This window comes from Luteimonas pelagia (genome assembly GCF_054776035.1).
This window is the reverse complement of sequence record NZ_BAAHCG010000002.1, coordinates 516,393-532,326: the sequence shown is the minus strand read 5'-3', so window position 1 is coordinate 532,326 and position 15,934 is coordinate 516,393. Positions and strand designations below refer to the sequence as shown.

Annotated in this window: 16 protein-coding genes and 1 tRNA gene; all 17 read right to left on the bottom strand. The window is 71.4% G+C overall.

Features of this window, described 5'->3' with window-relative positions:
* Positions 1-4: 4 nt before the first annotated feature.
* The 17 genes from nuoI to trpB all read right to left on the bottom strand — a co-directional run bounded on the left by nuoI (position 5) and on the right by trpB (position 15,875).
* On the bottom strand, positions 5-493 hold the full coding sequence (gene nuoI, locus ACYU7H_RS07725) for an NADH-quinone oxidoreductase subunit NuoI (protein WP_460813639.1): 489 nt from the start codon (positions 491-493) through the stop codon (positions 5-7).
* Positions 493-1,551: an NADH-quinone oxidoreductase subunit NuoH gene (nuoH, locus tag ACYU7H_RS07720; protein WP_460813637.1), complete on the bottom strand. Its 1,059-nt coding sequence runs from the start codon at positions 1,549-1,551 to the stop codon at positions 493-495. The genes nuoI and nuoH overlap by 1 nt, the downstream gene beginning before the upstream one ends.
* Entirely contained in the window at positions 1,551-3,794 is a 2,244-nt protein-coding gene (gene nuoG / locus ACYU7H_RS07715) for an NADH-quinone oxidoreductase subunit NuoG (protein WP_460813636.1), read from the bottom strand. The genes nuoH and nuoG overlap by 1 nt, the downstream gene beginning before the upstream one ends.
* The gene (nuoF, locus tag ACYU7H_RS07710) at positions 3,791-5,158 is read right to left on the bottom strand and encodes an NADH-quinone oxidoreductase subunit NuoF (RefSeq protein ID WP_460813634.1); all 1,368 of its coding nucleotides are present in this window, start codon (positions 5,156-5,158) and stop codon (positions 3,791-3,793) included. Before nuoF ends, nuoG begins: the two co-directional genes overlap by 4 nt.
* 3 nt (positions 5,159-5,161) lie before the next feature.
* Entirely contained in the window at positions 5,162-5,689 is a 528-nt protein-coding gene (nuoE, locus tag ACYU7H_RS07705; RefSeq protein WP_460813633.1) for an NADH-quinone oxidoreductase subunit NuoE, read from the bottom strand.
* Positions 5,690-5,858: 169 nt separating this feature from the next.
* Entirely contained in the window at positions 5,859-7,145 is a 1,287-nt protein-coding gene (locus ACYU7H_RS07700) for an NADH-quinone oxidoreductase subunit D (protein WP_460813995.1), read from the bottom strand.
* A 26-nt stretch (positions 7,146-7,171) separates the two neighbouring features.
* A complete protein-coding gene (locus ACYU7H_RS07695; protein WP_460813631.1) occupies positions 7,172-7,975 on the bottom strand; it encodes an NADH-quinone oxidoreductase subunit C in 804 nt (267 codons plus the stop codon).
* Positions 7,972-8,580: a NuoB/complex I 20 kDa subunit family protein gene (locus tag ACYU7H_RS07690; protein ID WP_460813630.1), complete on the bottom strand. Its 609-nt coding sequence runs from the start codon at positions 8,578-8,580 to the stop codon at positions 7,972-7,974. Before ACYU7H_RS07690 ends, ACYU7H_RS07695 begins: the two co-directional genes overlap by 4 nt.
* The gene (locus tag ACYU7H_RS07685) at positions 8,571-8,927 is read right to left on the bottom strand and encodes an NADH-quinone oxidoreductase subunit A (protein WP_460813628.1); all 357 of its coding nucleotides are present in this window, start codon (positions 8,925-8,927) and stop codon (positions 8,571-8,573) included. Before ACYU7H_RS07685 ends, ACYU7H_RS07690 begins: the two co-directional genes overlap by 10 nt.
* A 113-nt stretch (positions 8,928-9,040) precedes the next feature.
* Positions 9,041-9,125: transfer RNA gene (locus ACYU7H_RS07680), tRNA-Leu, on the bottom strand.
* Between the two features lie 42 nt (positions 9,126-9,167).
* Positions 9,168-9,635, bottom strand: a complete 468-nt coding sequence (gene secG / locus ACYU7H_RS07675) for a preprotein translocase subunit SecG (protein WP_460813626.1) — start codon at positions 9,633-9,635, stop codon at positions 9,168-9,170.
* A 28-nt stretch (positions 9,636-9,663) separates the two neighbouring features.
* Positions 9,664-10,416, bottom strand: a complete 753-nt coding sequence (gene tpiA, locus ACYU7H_RS07670) for a triose-phosphate isomerase (RefSeq protein ID WP_460813624.1) — start codon at positions 10,414-10,416, stop codon at positions 9,664-9,666.
* Between the two features lie 61 nt (positions 10,417-10,477).
* The gene (locus ACYU7H_RS07665) at positions 10,478-11,419 is read right to left on the bottom strand and encodes an isopenicillin N synthase family dioxygenase (RefSeq protein WP_460813622.1); all 942 of its coding nucleotides are present in this window, start codon (positions 11,417-11,419) and stop codon (positions 10,478-10,480) included.
* 81 nt (positions 11,420-11,500) lie between these two features.
* Positions 11,501-12,862 (bottom strand): phosphoglucosamine mutase, encoded by a 1,362-nt coding sequence (gene glmM / locus ACYU7H_RS07660; protein WP_460813620.1) that lies wholly within the window; start codon positions 12,860-12,862, stop codon positions 11,501-11,503.
* Entirely contained in the window at positions 12,859-13,749 is an 891-nt protein-coding gene (gene accD / locus ACYU7H_RS07655; RefSeq protein WP_460813618.1) for an acetyl-CoA carboxylase, carboxyltransferase subunit beta, read from the bottom strand. The genes glmM and accD overlap by 4 nt, the downstream gene beginning before the upstream one ends.
* An 81-nt stretch (positions 13,750-13,830) precedes the next feature.
* On the bottom strand, positions 13,831-14,661 hold the full coding sequence (gene trpA, locus ACYU7H_RS07650) for a tryptophan synthase subunit alpha (RefSeq protein WP_460813616.1): 831 nt from the start codon (positions 14,659-14,661) through the stop codon (positions 13,831-13,833).
* Positions 14,658-15,875, bottom strand: coding sequence for a tryptophan synthase subunit beta (gene trpB / locus ACYU7H_RS07645; protein WP_460813614.1), 1,218 nt, complete (start codon positions 15,873-15,875; stop codon positions 14,658-14,660). Before trpB ends, trpA begins: the two co-directional genes overlap by 4 nt.
* Positions 15,876-15,934: the final 59 nt, after the last annotated feature.

Below are 15,934 nucleotides of genomic sequence, written 5' to 3'. Positions count from 1 at the left end.
CCGGTCAGCGGTAGGCGGCGTCGGCGGCACGGCGCTCGGCGATCTCCGCCTCCAGGCGGTCGCCGATGGCCAGCAGCTGGGGTTTGATCACGATGTTCTGGCCACGCCGGTCGAAGTGGTACTCGTGCACGTGGGTCTCCACGATCGAGTCCACCGGGCACGACTCCTCGCAGAAGCCGCAGTAGATGCACTTGAACAGGTCGATGTCGTAGCGCGTGGTGCGGCGGGTGCCGTCGGCGCGCTGCTCCGAGTCGATGGTGATCGCCAGCGCCGGGCAGACCGCCTCGCAGAGCTTGCAGGCGATGCAGCGCTCCTCGCCGTTCGGGTAGCGGCGCAGCGCGTGCAGGCCGCGGAAGCGCGGCGACTGCGGGGTCTTCTCCATCGGGTACATCAGCGTGTACTTGGGACGGAACAGGTAGCGCAGCGTCAGCCCCAGCCCCTTGAGGAGCTCGAGGAGCAGCAGGCTGCGGAAGTAAGAGACGACCTTGCCCATCACCGACCCGCCTCGAACACGCCGTGGTACGCCATGAGCGCCGCCACCACGATCCAGGCGATGCTCAGCGGAATGAAGACCTTCCAACCCAACCGCATGATCTGGTCGTACCGGTAGCGCGGGAACGACGCGCGGAACCAGATGAAGCAGCTGGCGAAGAAGAACACCTTGGCGAACAGCCACCACCACCCGTCGACCGACAGGAACGGGATGCCCAGGCCATGGAACGGGCTGAGCCAGCCGCCGAGGAAGAAGATCGCGGTGAGGAAGCTCACCAGGATCATGTTGGCGTACTCGGCCAGGAAGAACAGCGCGAACTGCGCGCCCGAGTACTCGACCATGTGGCCGGCCACGATCTCGCTCTCGCCCTCGACCACGTCGAACGGCGCGCGGTTGGTCTCGGCCACGCCGGACACGAAGTAGATGACGAACAGCGGCAGCAGCGGCCAGGCGAACCATTCAAGCGCGCCGGCGTCGCCGGCCTGCGCCATCACGATCTCGCTCAGGTTGAGGCTGCCGGCGGCGACCATCACGCCGACCAGCGCGAAGCCCATCGCGATCTCGTAGGAGACGACCTGCGCCGCCGAACGCATCGCGCCGAGGAACGCGTACTTCGAGTTCGACGCCCAGCCGGCGAGGATCACGCCGTACACGCCCAGCGAGGTCATGGCCAGCAGGTACAGCAGGCCAGCGTTCGCGTTGGACAGCACCACCTGCGCGTCGAACGGCACCACGGCCCACGCCGCGAACGCCGGCGCCAGCGCGATCAGCGGCGCCAGCACGAACAGGAATTTCTGCGCGCTGGAAGGCTGGATGACCTCCTTGAACAGCAGCTTGAACACGTCGGCGAAGGCCTGCAGCACGCCCATGCCGACGTACATCGGCCCGTGGCGCACGTGCATCCAGCCGATCAGCTTACGCTCCCACACCACGTAGAAGGCCACCGACACGATCACCGGCATGGCGATCGCCAGGATCTTCAGGACGATCCACAGCAGCGCGCCCAGGGGGCCCCAGGACAGCAGCAGGTCGCGGGTGGCGTCGATCACGTCGAACATCAGGCGGCCTCCACGCGGACGGGGCCGGCACCGAGCGCCGCGGTGGCGGCGTGGCCGGTTTCGACGAAGGCGGTGCCCTTCGCGACCTGGCCGGAGACCACCACCGGGAGCGTGGCCGAGCCGGCGGCGACGCGGACCTTGGCCATCGCGCCGTCGGCGAGGCCGGCGGCGGCCGCGTCTCCGGGGTGCAACATCACCCGCGGACCGCGGTTGAGCGGATGCGACTGCAGGGCGGCCGCGCGACGCACGACGGCGTCGCTGCGGTAGATGGCGGGCGACGCGGCGAGCGCCAGGCCCGCGTCCGCCGCGGGGGCACGGCCACGCACCGCCGTCGACGGCGACGCGGCCGGCGACAGCCCGGCGCGCAGGCCGGCGATGTCGTGGAAGCCGAAGCCGTCCACGCCGAGCGACTCGCCCAGCGCACGCAGCACGCGCCAGCCCGGACGCGCCTCGCCCGGCAGGCGGCCGGCCGGCTGCGCGGCCTGGTCGCGGCCCTCGAGGTTGGTCAGCGTGCCGTCGATCTCGGGCAGCAGGCCGATCGGCAGGATCACGTCGGCGACCGCGCGGGTCGAGGCACAGGCATACGCGGTGAACGCGACCACCTGGGCGCGGCCGAGCGCGTCCATCGCGTCCGCCGGTTCGCCGAAGTCCAGGCCGGGCTCGATGCTGTAGAGGATGTAGCCGGCCCGCGGCTCGCGGAGCATGGTGCCCGCGTCGCGCGACGTGGGGACGACGCCGTGGCGGGCCAGGCCGAGTGCGTTGGCGCCCTGCGGCAGGCGCACCAGCGCCGCGCCGGTGGCTTCGGCGAGCGCACGCGCCGCATCCCGGATCGCGGCGGCATGCGGGCCGCATTCGGCGATCGCGCCGACGATCACGACCGCCCGCTTCGCGCCGGCGAGCGCCTCGCGCACCGCCGAGCCCGCCAGCGTGCCGGCGATGTCGGCCGGCGCCACCACGTGGCGGCCGGCCACGTCGAAGGCGAAATCGAAGTCGACCGGGTTGACCACGTCCACCCGGGCGCCGGCGCGGAACGCCTTGCGCACGCGCTGGTGCAGCAGCGGCACTTCATGGCGCAGGTTGCTGCCCACGATCAGCACGCGGTCCGCGCCGTCGATGGCCTCGACGGACAGGCCCGACGGTTCGGCCAGCGCGCCGTCGGACAGGTCGTGCTGGGCGATGCGGTGGTCGAGGTTGCCGGTCCCCAGCGCCGCGGCCAGGCGCGCCAGCAGCGCGCCCTCCTCGTTGCTGGTGGACGGATGCACGAGGATGCCGAGGTCGTCGGCGGCGTTGTCGCGCAGGATCTTCGCCGCGCGCGCCAGCGCCTCGTCCCAGTGCGCCTCGCGCCACTGGCCGTCGACCTTGACCATCGGCGACAGCGCGCGGTCTTCGGCCAGCAGGCCCTGGTGGGCGTAGCGGTCGCGGTCCGACAGCCAGCACTCGTTCACCGCGTCGTTGTCGCGCGGCACGGTGCGCAGCACCTCGCCGCGACGCACGTGGTGGAACAGGTTGCTGCCCAGCGGGTCGTGGAAGCCCAGCGACGGGCGCGCGACCAGCTCCCACGGGCGGGCGCGGAAGCGGAACACCTTGTTGGTGAGCGCGCCGACCGGGCAGACGTCGATGACGTTGCCGGAGAGTTCGGTGGTCAGCGGCTTGCCGTCGTAGGTCCCGATCTGAAGGTTCTCGCCGCGCTGCATGCCGCCCAGCTCGTAGCTGCCGGCGATCTCGCCGGTCACGCGGATGCAGCGGGTGCACTGGATGCAGCGGGTCATGTCGCTGGACACCAGCGGGCCCAGGTCCTCGTCCGGCACCACGCGCTTGCGTTCGACGAAGCGGCTGACCGACCGGCCGTAGCCCATCGACAGGTCCTGCAGCTCGCATTCGCCGCCCTGGTCGCAGATCGGGCAGTCCAGCGGGTGGTTGACCAGCAGGAACTCCATCACGTTGCGCTGCGACTTGAGCGCCTTGTCGCTGCGGGTGCGGACCTTCATGCCGTCCATCACCGGCGTGGCGCAGGCCGGCGCCGGCTTCGGCATCTTCTCGACCTCGACCAGGCACATGCGGCAGTTGGCCGCGATGCTGAGCTTGTCGTGGTAGCAGAAGCGCGGGATCGCGATCCCGGCCTTGTCGGCGGCCTGGATGATCATCGCGCCCTTGGGCGCGGTCATTGCGACGCCGTCGATCTCGATCGCGACGTGCCCTTCCGGCACCACCTGGCCCTCGGCCTTGTCGGTCACCGCGCTCATGCCGCCACCTTCCCGGCGACGGTGCCCGCGCGCTGGTCGTCGACCAGGAAGCGGCGGTGCACGATCGCGTACTCGAACTCGTCCCAGAAATGGCGCAGGAAGCCCTGCACCGGCCACGCGGCGGCCTCGCCGAACGCGCAGATGGTGTGGCCCTCGATCTGGCCGGCGGCCGCGCGCAGCATCTGCAGGTCGTCCAGGGTCGCCTGGCCTTCGACGATGCGGGTCAGCATGCGGTACATCCAGCCGGTGCCCTCGCGGCACGGGGTGCACTGGCCGCACGACTCCTTGAAGTAGAAGCGCGCGATGCGCTGGCAGGCGCGCACCATGCAGGTGCTGTCGTCCATCACGATGACCGCGCCCGAACCGAGGCCGGACCCGGCCTTCTGGATCGAGTCGTAGTCCATCGTGCAGGCCATCATCGCGTCGGCCGGGAGCACGGGCATCGACGAGCCACCGGGGATCACGCCCTTCAGCTTCCTGCCGGGCCGCATGCCGCCGGCCATCTCCAGCAGCTCGGAGAACGGGGTCCCGAGGCGCACCTCGTAGTTGCCCGGGCGCGCGACGTGGCCCGAGACGGAGAACACCTTGGCGCCGCCGTTGTTGGGCTTGCCCAGCTCCAGGAACCACTGGGCGCCGTTGCGCACGATCGCCGGCACCGAGGCGTAGGTCTCGGTGTTGTTGATCGTGGTCGGCTTGCCGTAGAGGCCGAAGTTGGCCGGGAACGGCGGCTTGTAGCGCGGCTGGCCCTTCTTGCCCTCGAGCGACTCCATCAGCGCGGTTTCCTCGCCGCAGATGTAGGCGCCCGCGCCGAGGACGTTGTACATGTCGATGTCGACGCCGCTGCCGAGGATGTCCTTGCCCAGCCAGCCGTTGGCGTACGCCTCCCGGGTGGCCTCCTCCAGGTGCTCGAAGGGCTCGTGGTGGAACTCGCCTCGCAGGTAGTTGTAGGCGACCGTCGAACCGGTCGCGTAGCACGCGATCGCCATGCCCTCGATCACCGCGTGCGGGTTGTAGCGCAGGATGTCGCGGTCCTTGGCGGTGCCCGGCTCGGACTCGTCCGAGTTGCACAGGATGTACTTCTGGCCCTCGCCCTTGGGCATGAAGCTCCACTTCAGGCCGGTCGGGAAGCCCGCGCCGCCGCGGCCACGCAGGCCGGACTGCTTGACCATCTCGATCACGTCCGCCTGCGGGATCTTCCCCTCGAGGATCTTGCGCAGCGCGCTGTAGCCGCCGGTCTTGAGGTAGTTCTCGTACGACCAGGGCTTGTCGTAGTGAAGCGTCGTATAGACGACGCTGTGCGGCTGCGGGGCCGGGCCGACCGGGCCGGTCGGCGCGGAATAGTCGTGGTGGCCGTGGGTCGCCATCGCTTACTCCAGCCCGTCCAGCAGCGCGTCGACCTTCTCGGTCGTCAGGTGTTCGTGGTAGTGCCCGTCGATGACCATCATCGGCGCGCCGCAGCACGCGGCCAGGCACTCCTCCTCGCGCTTGAGGAAGACGCGGCCGTCCGCGCTCGACTCGCCCAGGCGGCAGCCGAGCTTCTTCTCGGCGTGCGCGACCAGGTCCTCGGCGCCGTTGAGCCAGCAACTGATGTTGGTGCAGAAGGCCACGTTGTGGCGGCCGACCTTCTCGGTCTCGAACATCGAGTAGAAGGTCGCGACCTCGTACGCCCACACCGGCGGCAGGCCGAGGTAGCGCGCCACCGCGGCGATCAGCTCGTCGGTCAGCCAGCCGCCGTTCTGCGCCTGCGCCGCGTGCAGGCCCTGCAGCACGGCCGAGCGCTTGCGGTCCGGCGGGAACTTGGCCAGCCAGTGGTCGATGTGCGCGCGCGTCGCGTCGCTCAGCACGGCCTGCGGGTCGACGTTGCGGCAGGCCTCGAAGTTTCCGGTCGCTTTCATGCCTTGCAGCCCTTCAATGTCGTCCCGAAGCCCCTCGATGTCGTCCCGCACCCCTTCAATGTCGTCCCGAGCGCAGCGAGGGACCTGCTTTCGGGGGACGCACCCGCGAGAAGCAGGTTCCTCGCTCCGCTCGGAACGACAGCGTCGGCGTTCGGGACGACGGCGTGGATCATCGGTCGATCTCGCCGAACACGATGTCGTAGGTGCCGATCATGGCCACCACGTCGGCCAGCATGTGCCCCTTCACGATCGCGTCCATGCTCGACAGGTGCGCGAAACCGGGCGCGCGAAGCTTGCACCGGAACGGCTTGTTCGCGCCGTCGCTCACCAGGTAGCAGCCGAACTCGCCCTTCGGCGCCTCGACGGCCGCGTAGGTCTCGCCCGCCGGGACGCAGTAGCCCTCGGAGAACAGCTTGAAGTGGTGGATCAGCGCTTCCATGTCGTCCTTCATGTCCTCGCGGGTCGGAGGGACGACCTTGTAGTTGTCCAGCATCACCGGGCCGGGGTTGGCCTTCAGCCAGCGCACGCACTGCTCGATGATCCGGGTCGACTGGCGCATCTCTTCCACGCGCACCAGGTAGCGGTCGTAGCAGTCGCCGTTGACGCCGACCGGGATGTCGAAATCGACCTGGTCGTAGCGCGCGTACGGCTGCTTCTTGCGCAGGTCCCAGGCGATGCCCGACCCACGCAGCATCGGGCCGGTCATGCCCCAGGCCATCGCCTGCTCCGGGCTGACCACGCCGATCCCGACGGTGCGCTGCTTCCAGATGCGGTTGTCGGTGAGCAGCGTCTCGTACTCGTCGACGCGCTTCGGGAAGTCCGCCGCGAACGCCTCCAGGTAGTCGAGCATGGAGCCTTCGCGCCATGCGTTGAAGCGCTTGAGCTTCGACCCCTTGCGCCACGGCGACTCGCGGTACTTCGGCATGCGCTCGGGCAGGTCGCGGTAGACGCCGCCCGGGCGGTAGTAGGTCGCGTGCATGCGCGCGCCGCTCACCGCCTCGTACACGTCCATCAGTTCCTCGCGCTCGCGGAACGCGTACAGGAACACGGCCATCGCGCCGAGGTCGAGCGCGTTGGAGCCCACCCACATGAGGTGGTTGAGGATGCGGGTGACCTCGTCGAACAGCGTGCGGATCCACTGCGCGCGCTCGGGCGCCTCGATCCCCATCAGCGTCTCGATGGCGCGCACGTAGGCGTGCTCGTTGCACATCATCGACACGTAGTCGAGCCGGTCCATGTAGCCGATCGACTGGTTGAACGGCTTGGACTCGGCGAGCTTCTCGGTGCCGCGGTGGAGCAGGCCGACGTGCGGGTCGGCGCGGACCACCGTTTCGCCGTCCATCTCCAGGATCAGGCGCAGCACGCCGTGCGCGGCCGGGTGCTGCGGGCCGAAGTTCAGCGTGTAGTTGCGGATTTCGGCCGGGTTGGCCAGGCCGGACGTGTTCACCAGCGGCATCGCGGCGGCGGGGGCGGCGGGCGTGCTCATGCGCCATCTCCCGGGCGGCCAGAGGATCGCGCGGCGACGCGACCACCCGCGTCGCCCCGGCGCAGGTCCAGTTCCTCGCCCGCGGCCGTGCCGTAGCGGGCGTCGTCGCGGATCACGCGCGGCACCAGCACGCGCGGCTCCACCGAGGTCACCGGCTCGTACACCACGCGCTGGCGCTCGGGGTCGTAGCGCACCTCGACGTTGCCGATCAGGGGGAAGTCCTTGCGGAACGGATGGCCGACGAACCCGTAGTCGGTCAGGATCCGGCGCAGGTCCGGATGCCCGGCGAACACGATGCCGAACAGGTCGAACGCCTCGCGCTCGAACCAGTTGGCGCCGACCCACACGGGCACGACCGAGTCCACGACCGGCAGCGCGTCGTCCGGCGCGAAGCAGCGCACGCGCACGCGGCGGTTGTGCTGGACGGAAAGGAGGTGCGCGACGACCGCGAAGCGGCGCCCCGGGACGCGCTGCAGCGGCACTTCGCCGGCGTCGCTTTCCGCGCTCGGCCCCTGGCCGAAGCCGAAGCGGCCGGGGCCCGCGCCCTCGACGCCGCGCGAGAAGCCCTCGGAGGACGTCTCGGTGTCCCACTCGTCGGTGCCGTAGCCGAGGTAGTCCACGCCCGACAGGTCGACCAGCTGCTCGAAGCCGAACTCGTCGCGCAGCGCCTCGCAGGTCGCGCGCCACTGCGCGGCCGGGACCTCGAGGGTCACCTCGCCCCGGGGCGCGGCGACCTCGACGGACGCGCCGGCGAAGTGCGCGCGCAGCTGCGCGGCGAACTCGTCTGCGCGGCGGCTCATGCGCGCGCCCGCTGGCTGGACGGATCGGACGCGCCGGTCGGCGACGTGCCGGTGAAGGGGTTCTGCGCGCTGCGCCGGATCTTCTTCTGCAGCTGCAGGATGCCGTAGACCAGCGCCTCGGCGGTCGGCGGGCAGCCGGGCACGTAGATGTCGACCGGCACGATGCGGTCGCAGCCGCGGACGACCGCGTAGGAGTAGTGGTAGTAGCCGCCGCCGTTGGCGCAGCTGCCCATGGAGATGACCCACTTCGGGTCCGGCATCTGGTCGTAGACCTTTCGCAGGGCCGGCGCCATCTTGTTGACCAGCGTGCCCGCCACGATCATCACGTCCGACTGGCGCGGCGACGGGCGGAACACCACGCCGTAGCGGTCCAGGTCCAGGCGCGCCGCGCCCGCGTGCATCATCTCGACCGCGCAGCACGCCAGGCCGAAGGTCATCGGCCACATCGAGCCGGTGCGCGCCCAGTTCCAGAGCGCGTCCACGCTGGTGGTGACGAAGCCCTTCTCGAGCAGCGGGTTGTCGCCCTCGGGGCGCAGGATGTCGTCCAGCCGCCCCTCGGGCAGCGGGTTGTGCATCAGGCGGTCGACGGTCTGGATCACTCCCATTCCAGCGCACCCTTCTTCCAGACGTAGATGAAGCCGAGCAGCAGCATGCCGGCGAAGATGCCCATCTCGACGAGGCCGAGCACGCCCAGTTCGCGGAACACCGTGGCCCACGGCACGATGAAGATGATTTCCAGGTCGAAGACGATGAACTGGATGGCGATCAGGTAGTAGCGCACGTCGAACTGCATGCGCGCGTCCTCGAACGGGAGGAATCCGCATTCGTAGGGCGAGAGCTTGGCGGCGTCGGGGCGACGGGGACCGAGGATCCGTCCCACCACCAGCAGCGCGATGCCGATGCCGGTGGCGACGATCAGGAACAGCAGGGTGGGCAGGTATTCGGCCAGCACGCGTTGTTCTCGTTGGCTAGCGGCCGCCGGCGGGCGCCCGTTGCTCGTCCGCCGCCCGTGGGCGCGCCCGGCACCCGGTGCCGGGGGTCACGGGCGGCGACCCGTCGATTGATTGGTGCCCAAGGGGGGACTCGAACCCCCACGACCTAAGTCGCTACCACCTCAAGGTAGTGCGTCTACCAATTCCGCCACCTGGGCAAGCGGCCCGCGCGACGCGCGGGGTGCAACATTCTACGCGGTTCAGCCTTCCCCGTCGGCAGGCGGGGCGTCCGCGGGCGGGGCCTCGCCCGCTTCCGGGACGGCCGTCGCGTCCGCCGGCGCCGGCTGCGCCGGCACGGCCTCGGTCGCCGGCGCGGCGGGCACTACCTCCACGGGCGCGGGGGCGGCCGGGACCGCCTGCGTGCCGGCGGGTGCCGCCGGCGCGGCGGGCATCTCGCCCATCACGCCGAGGTCCTGCGAGACCGGCACCGGCGCCGCGTTGCGCGTCGCGTACCAGGCCATGAAGAGGCTGATCAGCATGAAGGCGATTGCGAGCCACTTGGTCGCCTTCGAGAGGAAATTGGACGCGCCCGTGGCGCCGAACACGGTCGCGGACGCGCCCGCGCCGAAGCCGGAACCGGCCTGCGCGCCGGCGCCACGCTGCATGAGGATCAGCGCGATCATGCCGATCGCGAGCAGCACGTAGACGACGTTGAGGATCAACAGCATTGGGGGAACCCGGGAAGGATTGGACCGCTCAGCGCGCCGCGGCCGTAGTGATGGCGAGGAAGTCCCCGGCCACCAGCGACGCGCCACCGACGAGGCCGCCGTCGACGTCCGGCTGGGCGAACAGCGTCGCGGCGTTGTCGGCCTTGACGCTGCCGCCGTACAGGATCGGCAGCGAGCCGGCGATTCTAGCATCGCGCGCGGCGATCTCGCCACGGATGAACGCGTGGACGGCCTGGGCCTGGGCCGGGGTGGCCGTGCGGCCGGTCCCGATCGCCCAGACCGGCTCGTAGGCCACGATCACGCCCTCGAAGGCCTGCGGCCCGCCAACCTGGAACACGGCGCCGAGCTGCTCTTCCAGGCGCCACTCGGTCTGGCCGGCCTCGCGCTCGTGCAGCGACTCGCCCACGCACAGGATGGGGGTCAGGCCCGCGCGGCGCGCGGCCAGCAGCTTGCGGGCGACGGTGGCGCTGTCCTCGGCGTGGTATTCGCGGCGTTCGGAGTGGCCCACCAGGCCATAGCGCGCGCCCACGTCCACCAGCATCGCGGCGGAGACCTCGCCGGTGTAGGCGCCCTTCTCGTTCGCGCTCACGTCCTGCGCGCCGAACTGCAGGCCGCGGGCCCCGTAGTGCTCGACCAGCTCGCCCAGGTACGGCAGCGGCGGGAGGATGATCCGCTCGACCCCCTCGGGCGCCGGCTCGCCGGCGATGCGGTCGAGCAGTTCGTGGGCGAACGTGCGGTCGCCGTGCAGCTTCCAGTTGCCGGCGACGATCCTGCGGCGCATGGCGGAATCCCGGGTCGAATGGGGCGACAAGGATACCCGCCCCGCCCGCGTGGCGTCAGCGCTACTTGAGCTTGATCTCGCGCAGCCGCTCCTCGAGGTAGCCCTGCGCGGTGATCGGCTCGGGATAGCGGTTCGGGTTGTCGGCGGTGACGCACGACGGCAGCACGTCGATCAGGAAATCCGGGTTCGGGTGCAGGAAGAACGGCGTCGAGTAACGCGGCTCGCGCGCCTTGCCGCCCTGCGGGTTGACCACCCGGTGCGTGGTCGACGGATACACGTGGTTGGTCAGGCGCTGGAGCATGTCGCCGATGTTCACCACGATCGTGTCGCCCTCGGCGGTGAACGGCACCCAGTCGCCCTTGCGCGAGCGCACCTCCAGGCCCGCCTCGCTGGCGCCCACCAGCAGCGTGATCAGGTTGATGTCCTCGTGCGCGCCCGCGCGCACGTTCGGGATGTCGTCGGCGGTGATCGGCGGGTAGTGGATCGGGCGCAGGATCGAGTTGCCCTGGTCGGTCTTGTCGGCGAACCAGTCCGCCGGCAGGCCGATGTGCAGCGCCAGCGCCGACAGCATCCGGCCTCCCAGGTCGTCGAGCGCCTCGTACAGCCCGTATCCCGCTTCGCGGAACCCGGGGACCTCGTCCGGCCAGAGGTTGGGCGGCATGTCGCCGGCGTACTTCGAGTCGCGCGGTATCTCGCGGCCGATGTGCCAGAACTCCTTCAGGTCGGAGTGCTTGGCCCCCTTGGCCGTCTCCACGCCGAACGGCGTGTAGCCGCGCGCGCCCCCGCCACCCGGGACGTGGTACCGGCGCTTGGCCTCCTCGGGAAGCGAGAAGAACGCGGCGAACGCGCGGTAGGCGTCGTCGACCAGCGCCGGGTCGATGCCGTGGCCGCGGATGCCCGCAAAGCCCCACTCGCGGTAGGTCGCGCCGAGCTCGTCGACGAAGGCCTCGCGGTCGCTCTCGAAGCGACGGATGTCGAGGGTGGGGATGGCCGGTCGGGACATGGGGGAACTCGGTGCGGCGATGGGGCGGAACGGGCCGGGCGCCGCGCGCGGTCGACGCCGGCGCGCGGGTCCGCGCGAGGGTCAACCGGCCGCGATGCGGACGGCGTCGGCCAGCGTGGCCAGGGTCGATTGCACGAGGGCGGGATCGTCCGCCTCGACGGTGACGCGCACGACGGGTTCGGTGCCCGACGGCCGCAGGAACGCACGCCCGCGGCCGTCGACCGCGCGGCGCGCGGCGTCGAGCGCCGATTGCACGCGCGGATCGTCGATCGGCGCCGCGCCATTGGCGAGGCGCACGTTCTCGGTGCGCTGCGGCAGCTTGGACAGGCCCGCCGCCAGCGACGCGAGCGTCGCGCCCCGTCGCTGCAGCACCTCGAGTACCTGCAGCGCGCTCATGATGCCGTCGCCGGTGCCGGCGCGGTCCAGGCACAGCAGGTGGCCGGACGCCTCGCCGCCCAGGATGCCGCCGTGCTCCAGCAGGGCCTGGTGCACGTGGCGGTCGCCCACCTTCGCGCGGACGAAGCCGATGCCACGCCCCGCGAGTGCCTGCTCGAAACCGTAGTTGGTCATCAGCGTGCCCACCACGGGGCCCTGCAGGCGCCCGGTGTCCTGCCAGTCGCAGGCCAGCACGTACAGCAGGTCGTCGCCGTCGCGCACCGTGCCCTCGCCGTCGACGAACAGCACGCGGTCGCCGTCGCCGTCGAACGCGATGCCCAGGCTGGCGCCGGTTTCGCGCACGCGCGCGGCGAGCGCGCCAGGATGGGTCGAGCCCACCCCGTCGTTGATGTTCAGCCCGTTCGGATCGGCGCCGATCACCTCCACCTGCGCGCCGAGCTCGCGAAGCACCAGCGGGCCGATCTGGTAGGTGGCGCCGTTCGCGCAGTCCACGACGATGCGCAGGCCGCCGAGGTCGAAACCGCGCGGCACCGCGTTCTTGCAGGCCTCCACGTACCGGCCCACCGCGTCGCGCGTGCGCACCGCCTTGCCGAGGTGCTCGGACGCGACGGTCCGGAAGGGTTCCTCAAGCGCCGCCTCGATGCCGGCCTCGGTCGCGTCGTCGAGCTTCTCGCCCTCGGCGGAGAAGAACTTGATGCCGTTGTCGTGGTGCGGGTTGTGCGAGGCGGAGATCACGATCCCGCCGTCGGCGCGCAACGAGCGCGTGAGGTGGGCGACGGCGGGCGTCGGCATCGGGCCCATCAGCTGCACGTCGACGCCGGCCGCGACCAGGCCGGCCTCCAGCGCCGCCTCGAACATGTAGTTCGAGATCCGCGTGTCCTTGCCGATGATCACCATCGGCTTGCGCCAGTCGTCGCCCGCCCCGCCCCGCGCGGCGCGCAACGCATGGCCGTAGGCGTTGCCCAGGCGCAGCATGAAGTCCGCGGAGATCGGTGCCTCGCCGACGCGGCCGCGGATGCCGTCGGTGCCGAACCAGCGCCGGCTCACGCCAGCACCTCGTCCTCGGCCGGCACCGGCTGGCGCATCATCAGGGCGAGCAGCGACGCGAGCCGGTCGCGCAGCTCCCGCCGGTCGCAGATCTGGTCGATCGCGCCGTGGTCGAGCAGGAACTCGCTGCGCTGGAAGCCTTCCGGCAGCGTCTCGCGCACGGTCTGCTCGATCACGCGCGGGCCCGCGAAGCCGATCAGCGCGCCGGGCTCGCCGATGTTCACGTCGCCCAGCATCGCCAGCGAGGCGGACACGCCGCCGGTCGTCGGGTGGGTCATGACCGAGATGTACGGCAGGCCCGCCGCGCGCAGTCGCGCCAGCACGGCCGACGTCTTGGCCATCTGCATCAGCGAGAACAGGCTTTCCTGCATGCGCGCGCCGCCGGTCGCCGAAAAGCAGACCAGCGGGCAGCCGAGCTCAAGCGCGCGTTCGCCGGCGCGCGCGAAGCGCTCGCCCACCACCGAGCCCATCGAGCCGCCCATGAAGGCGAAATCGAAGGCGCAGGCCACGAGCGGGCGGCCCTTCAGCGTGCCCTCCATCGCCACCAGCGCGTCGCGCTCGCCGGTCGACTTCTGCACGGTCTTGATGCGGTCGGCGTAGCGCTTCTGGTCCTTGAACTTCAGCACGTCCGTCGGGCCGAGCTCGCCGGCGATCTCGGCCGTGCCGTCGGCGTCGAACAGCCGGCGCAGGCGCACCCGGCCGCGGATGGCCATGTGGTGGGCGCACTTCGGGCAGACCTCGAGGTTCTCCTCGAGCTCCGGGCGGTACAGCACCGCGCCGCACTTGTCGCACTTCTCCCAGAGCCCTTCGGGCACGCTGCGCTTGCGGCCGGCCTGGGCGGTCTCGGTCCGGATGCGCGAGGGAGTGAGTTTCTTCAGCCAGCTCATGCGTTCAGGTTCAGCCGCCGCGTGGAAGTCGGACAGTGTAATCCCCACGTGATCCCGCGCGCGTCGGCGGGGTGCGCCTGCTCAGCCGGCCCGGTCCCGCTCGGCATCGAGCGCCGCGCGCAGCGGGGCCAGGAACGCGGTCGCCCGGCGGGCGGCGTCGGCGGGCTCCGCGGCATCGGCGAGGCGCGCGACCAGCGCGCTGCCCACGACGACGCCGTCCGCGCCCCGCGCCATCGCCGCCGCCCCCGCCGCGTCGCGGATGCCGAACCCCGCCAGCACGGGCACGCGGGCGACAGCCCGGATCGCCTCGAGACGTGCGCTTGCGGCGCCGGTGTCGAGGCGGTCCGCGCCGGTCACGCCCGCATAGCTGACCGCGTAGACGTACCCGGCCGCCTCGCGGCAGATCCGCGCGAGCCGGTCCGCGTCGGTGGTCGGCGCCACGAGCGGCACCAGCGCCAGCCCGGCGGCCGTGAACGCGTCGCGGAACGGGCCGGCCTCCTCCGGGGGCAGGTCCACCAGCAGGACGCCGTCCACGCCCGCCGCCACGGCGGCGCGCGCGAAGGCGTCCGGTCCACGCACCTCGACCGGGTTGAGGTAGCCCATCAGCACCACCGGTGTCGCCGCGTCATCCTCGCGGAACCGACGCACCATCCCGAACACGGCGTCCATCCCGGTGCCGCGCGCGAGCGCGCGCTCGGAGCTGCGCTGGATGACGGGCCCGTCCGCCATCGGGTCGGAGAACGGCACGCCCAGCTCGATCACGTCGGCGCCGGCCGCGACGAGCGCCTGCATCACGGGGACCGTGGCGCCGGTCGAGGGGTCGCCGGCGGTGATGAAGGGAACGAGCGCCTTGCGCCCGTCGCGGGCGAGCCGCGCGAAGCAGGCCTCCAGTCGGCCCGGGGCTGCGCTCACAGCGGGAGTCCTTCGCGCGCGGCGACGGTGTGCACGTCCTTGTCGCCCCGGCCCGAGAGGTTGCACAGCACCAGTCCGTCGGACGGCAGGTCGCGCGCGAGTTCGATCGCCTGGGCGATCGCGTGGCTGGACTCGAGCGCGGGCAGGATGCCCTCCGTGCGGGCCAGCCGGTGGAACGCGGCCAGCGCCTGGTCGTCGGTCACGCCCACGTACTCGGCGCGGCCGGCGTCCTTCAGGAACGCGTGCTCGGGCCCGACGCCCGGGTAGTCCAGGCCGGCGGACACCGAATGCGTCTCCACGATCTGCCCGTCGTCGTCGCACAGCACGTAGGTGCGGTTGCCGTGGAGCACGCCGGGTCGGCCGGCCGCCAGCGACGCGGCGTGCCGGCCGGTGTCGAGCCCCTCGCCCGCCGCCTCGGCGCCCACCAGGCGCACCTCGCGGTCGTTGAGGAAGGCATGGAAGATGCCGATCGCGTTGCTGCCACCGCCGACGCATGCGGTCACCACGTCCGGCAGCCGTCCGTGGCGCTGCAGCACCTGCGCGCGCGCCTCGCGGCCGACCACCGCGTTGAAGTCGCGGACCATCCGCGGGTACGGGTCGGGACCGGCGACGGTCCCGATGATGTAGAACGTGTCGTCCACGTTCGTCACCCAGTCGCGCATCGCTTCGTTGAGCGCGTCCTTGAGCGTGGCCGAACCGCTTTCGACCGGCACCACGCGCGCGCCCAGCAGCCGCATCCGGTACACGTTGATCTTCTGGCGCTCGATGTCGGTGGCGCCCATGTAGACCACGCATTCCAGCCCCAAGCGCGCGGCGACCGTCGCGCTGGCCACGCCGTGCTGGCCGGCGCCGGTCTCGGCGATGATCCGGCGCTTGCCCATGCGGCTGGCGAGCAGCGCCTGGCCGATGGTGTTGTTGATCTTGTGCGCGCCGGTGTGGTTCAGGTCCTCGCGCTTGAGCAGGATGCGCGCGCCGCCGACGTCGCGCGTCAGGCGCTCGGCGAAGTACAGCGGGCTCGGGCGGCCGACGTAGTCGGCGAGGTCGGCGTCGAACGCGGCCACGAACGCGGGGTCTGCGCGCGCCGTGTCGTACGCCTTTGCGAGCGCCTGCAACGGCCCGACCAGCGTCTCGGACACGAAGCGGCCGCCGTGTCGGCCGAACCGGCCCGCGTCATCGGGCCAGGCATGGAAGTCTTGGATCGCGTCGGGGTCCATCGGCGCGTGGGCGACCGTCGCGGCCGCGGTGCGGCGGAACAGTGTAGGCGAACACTCGC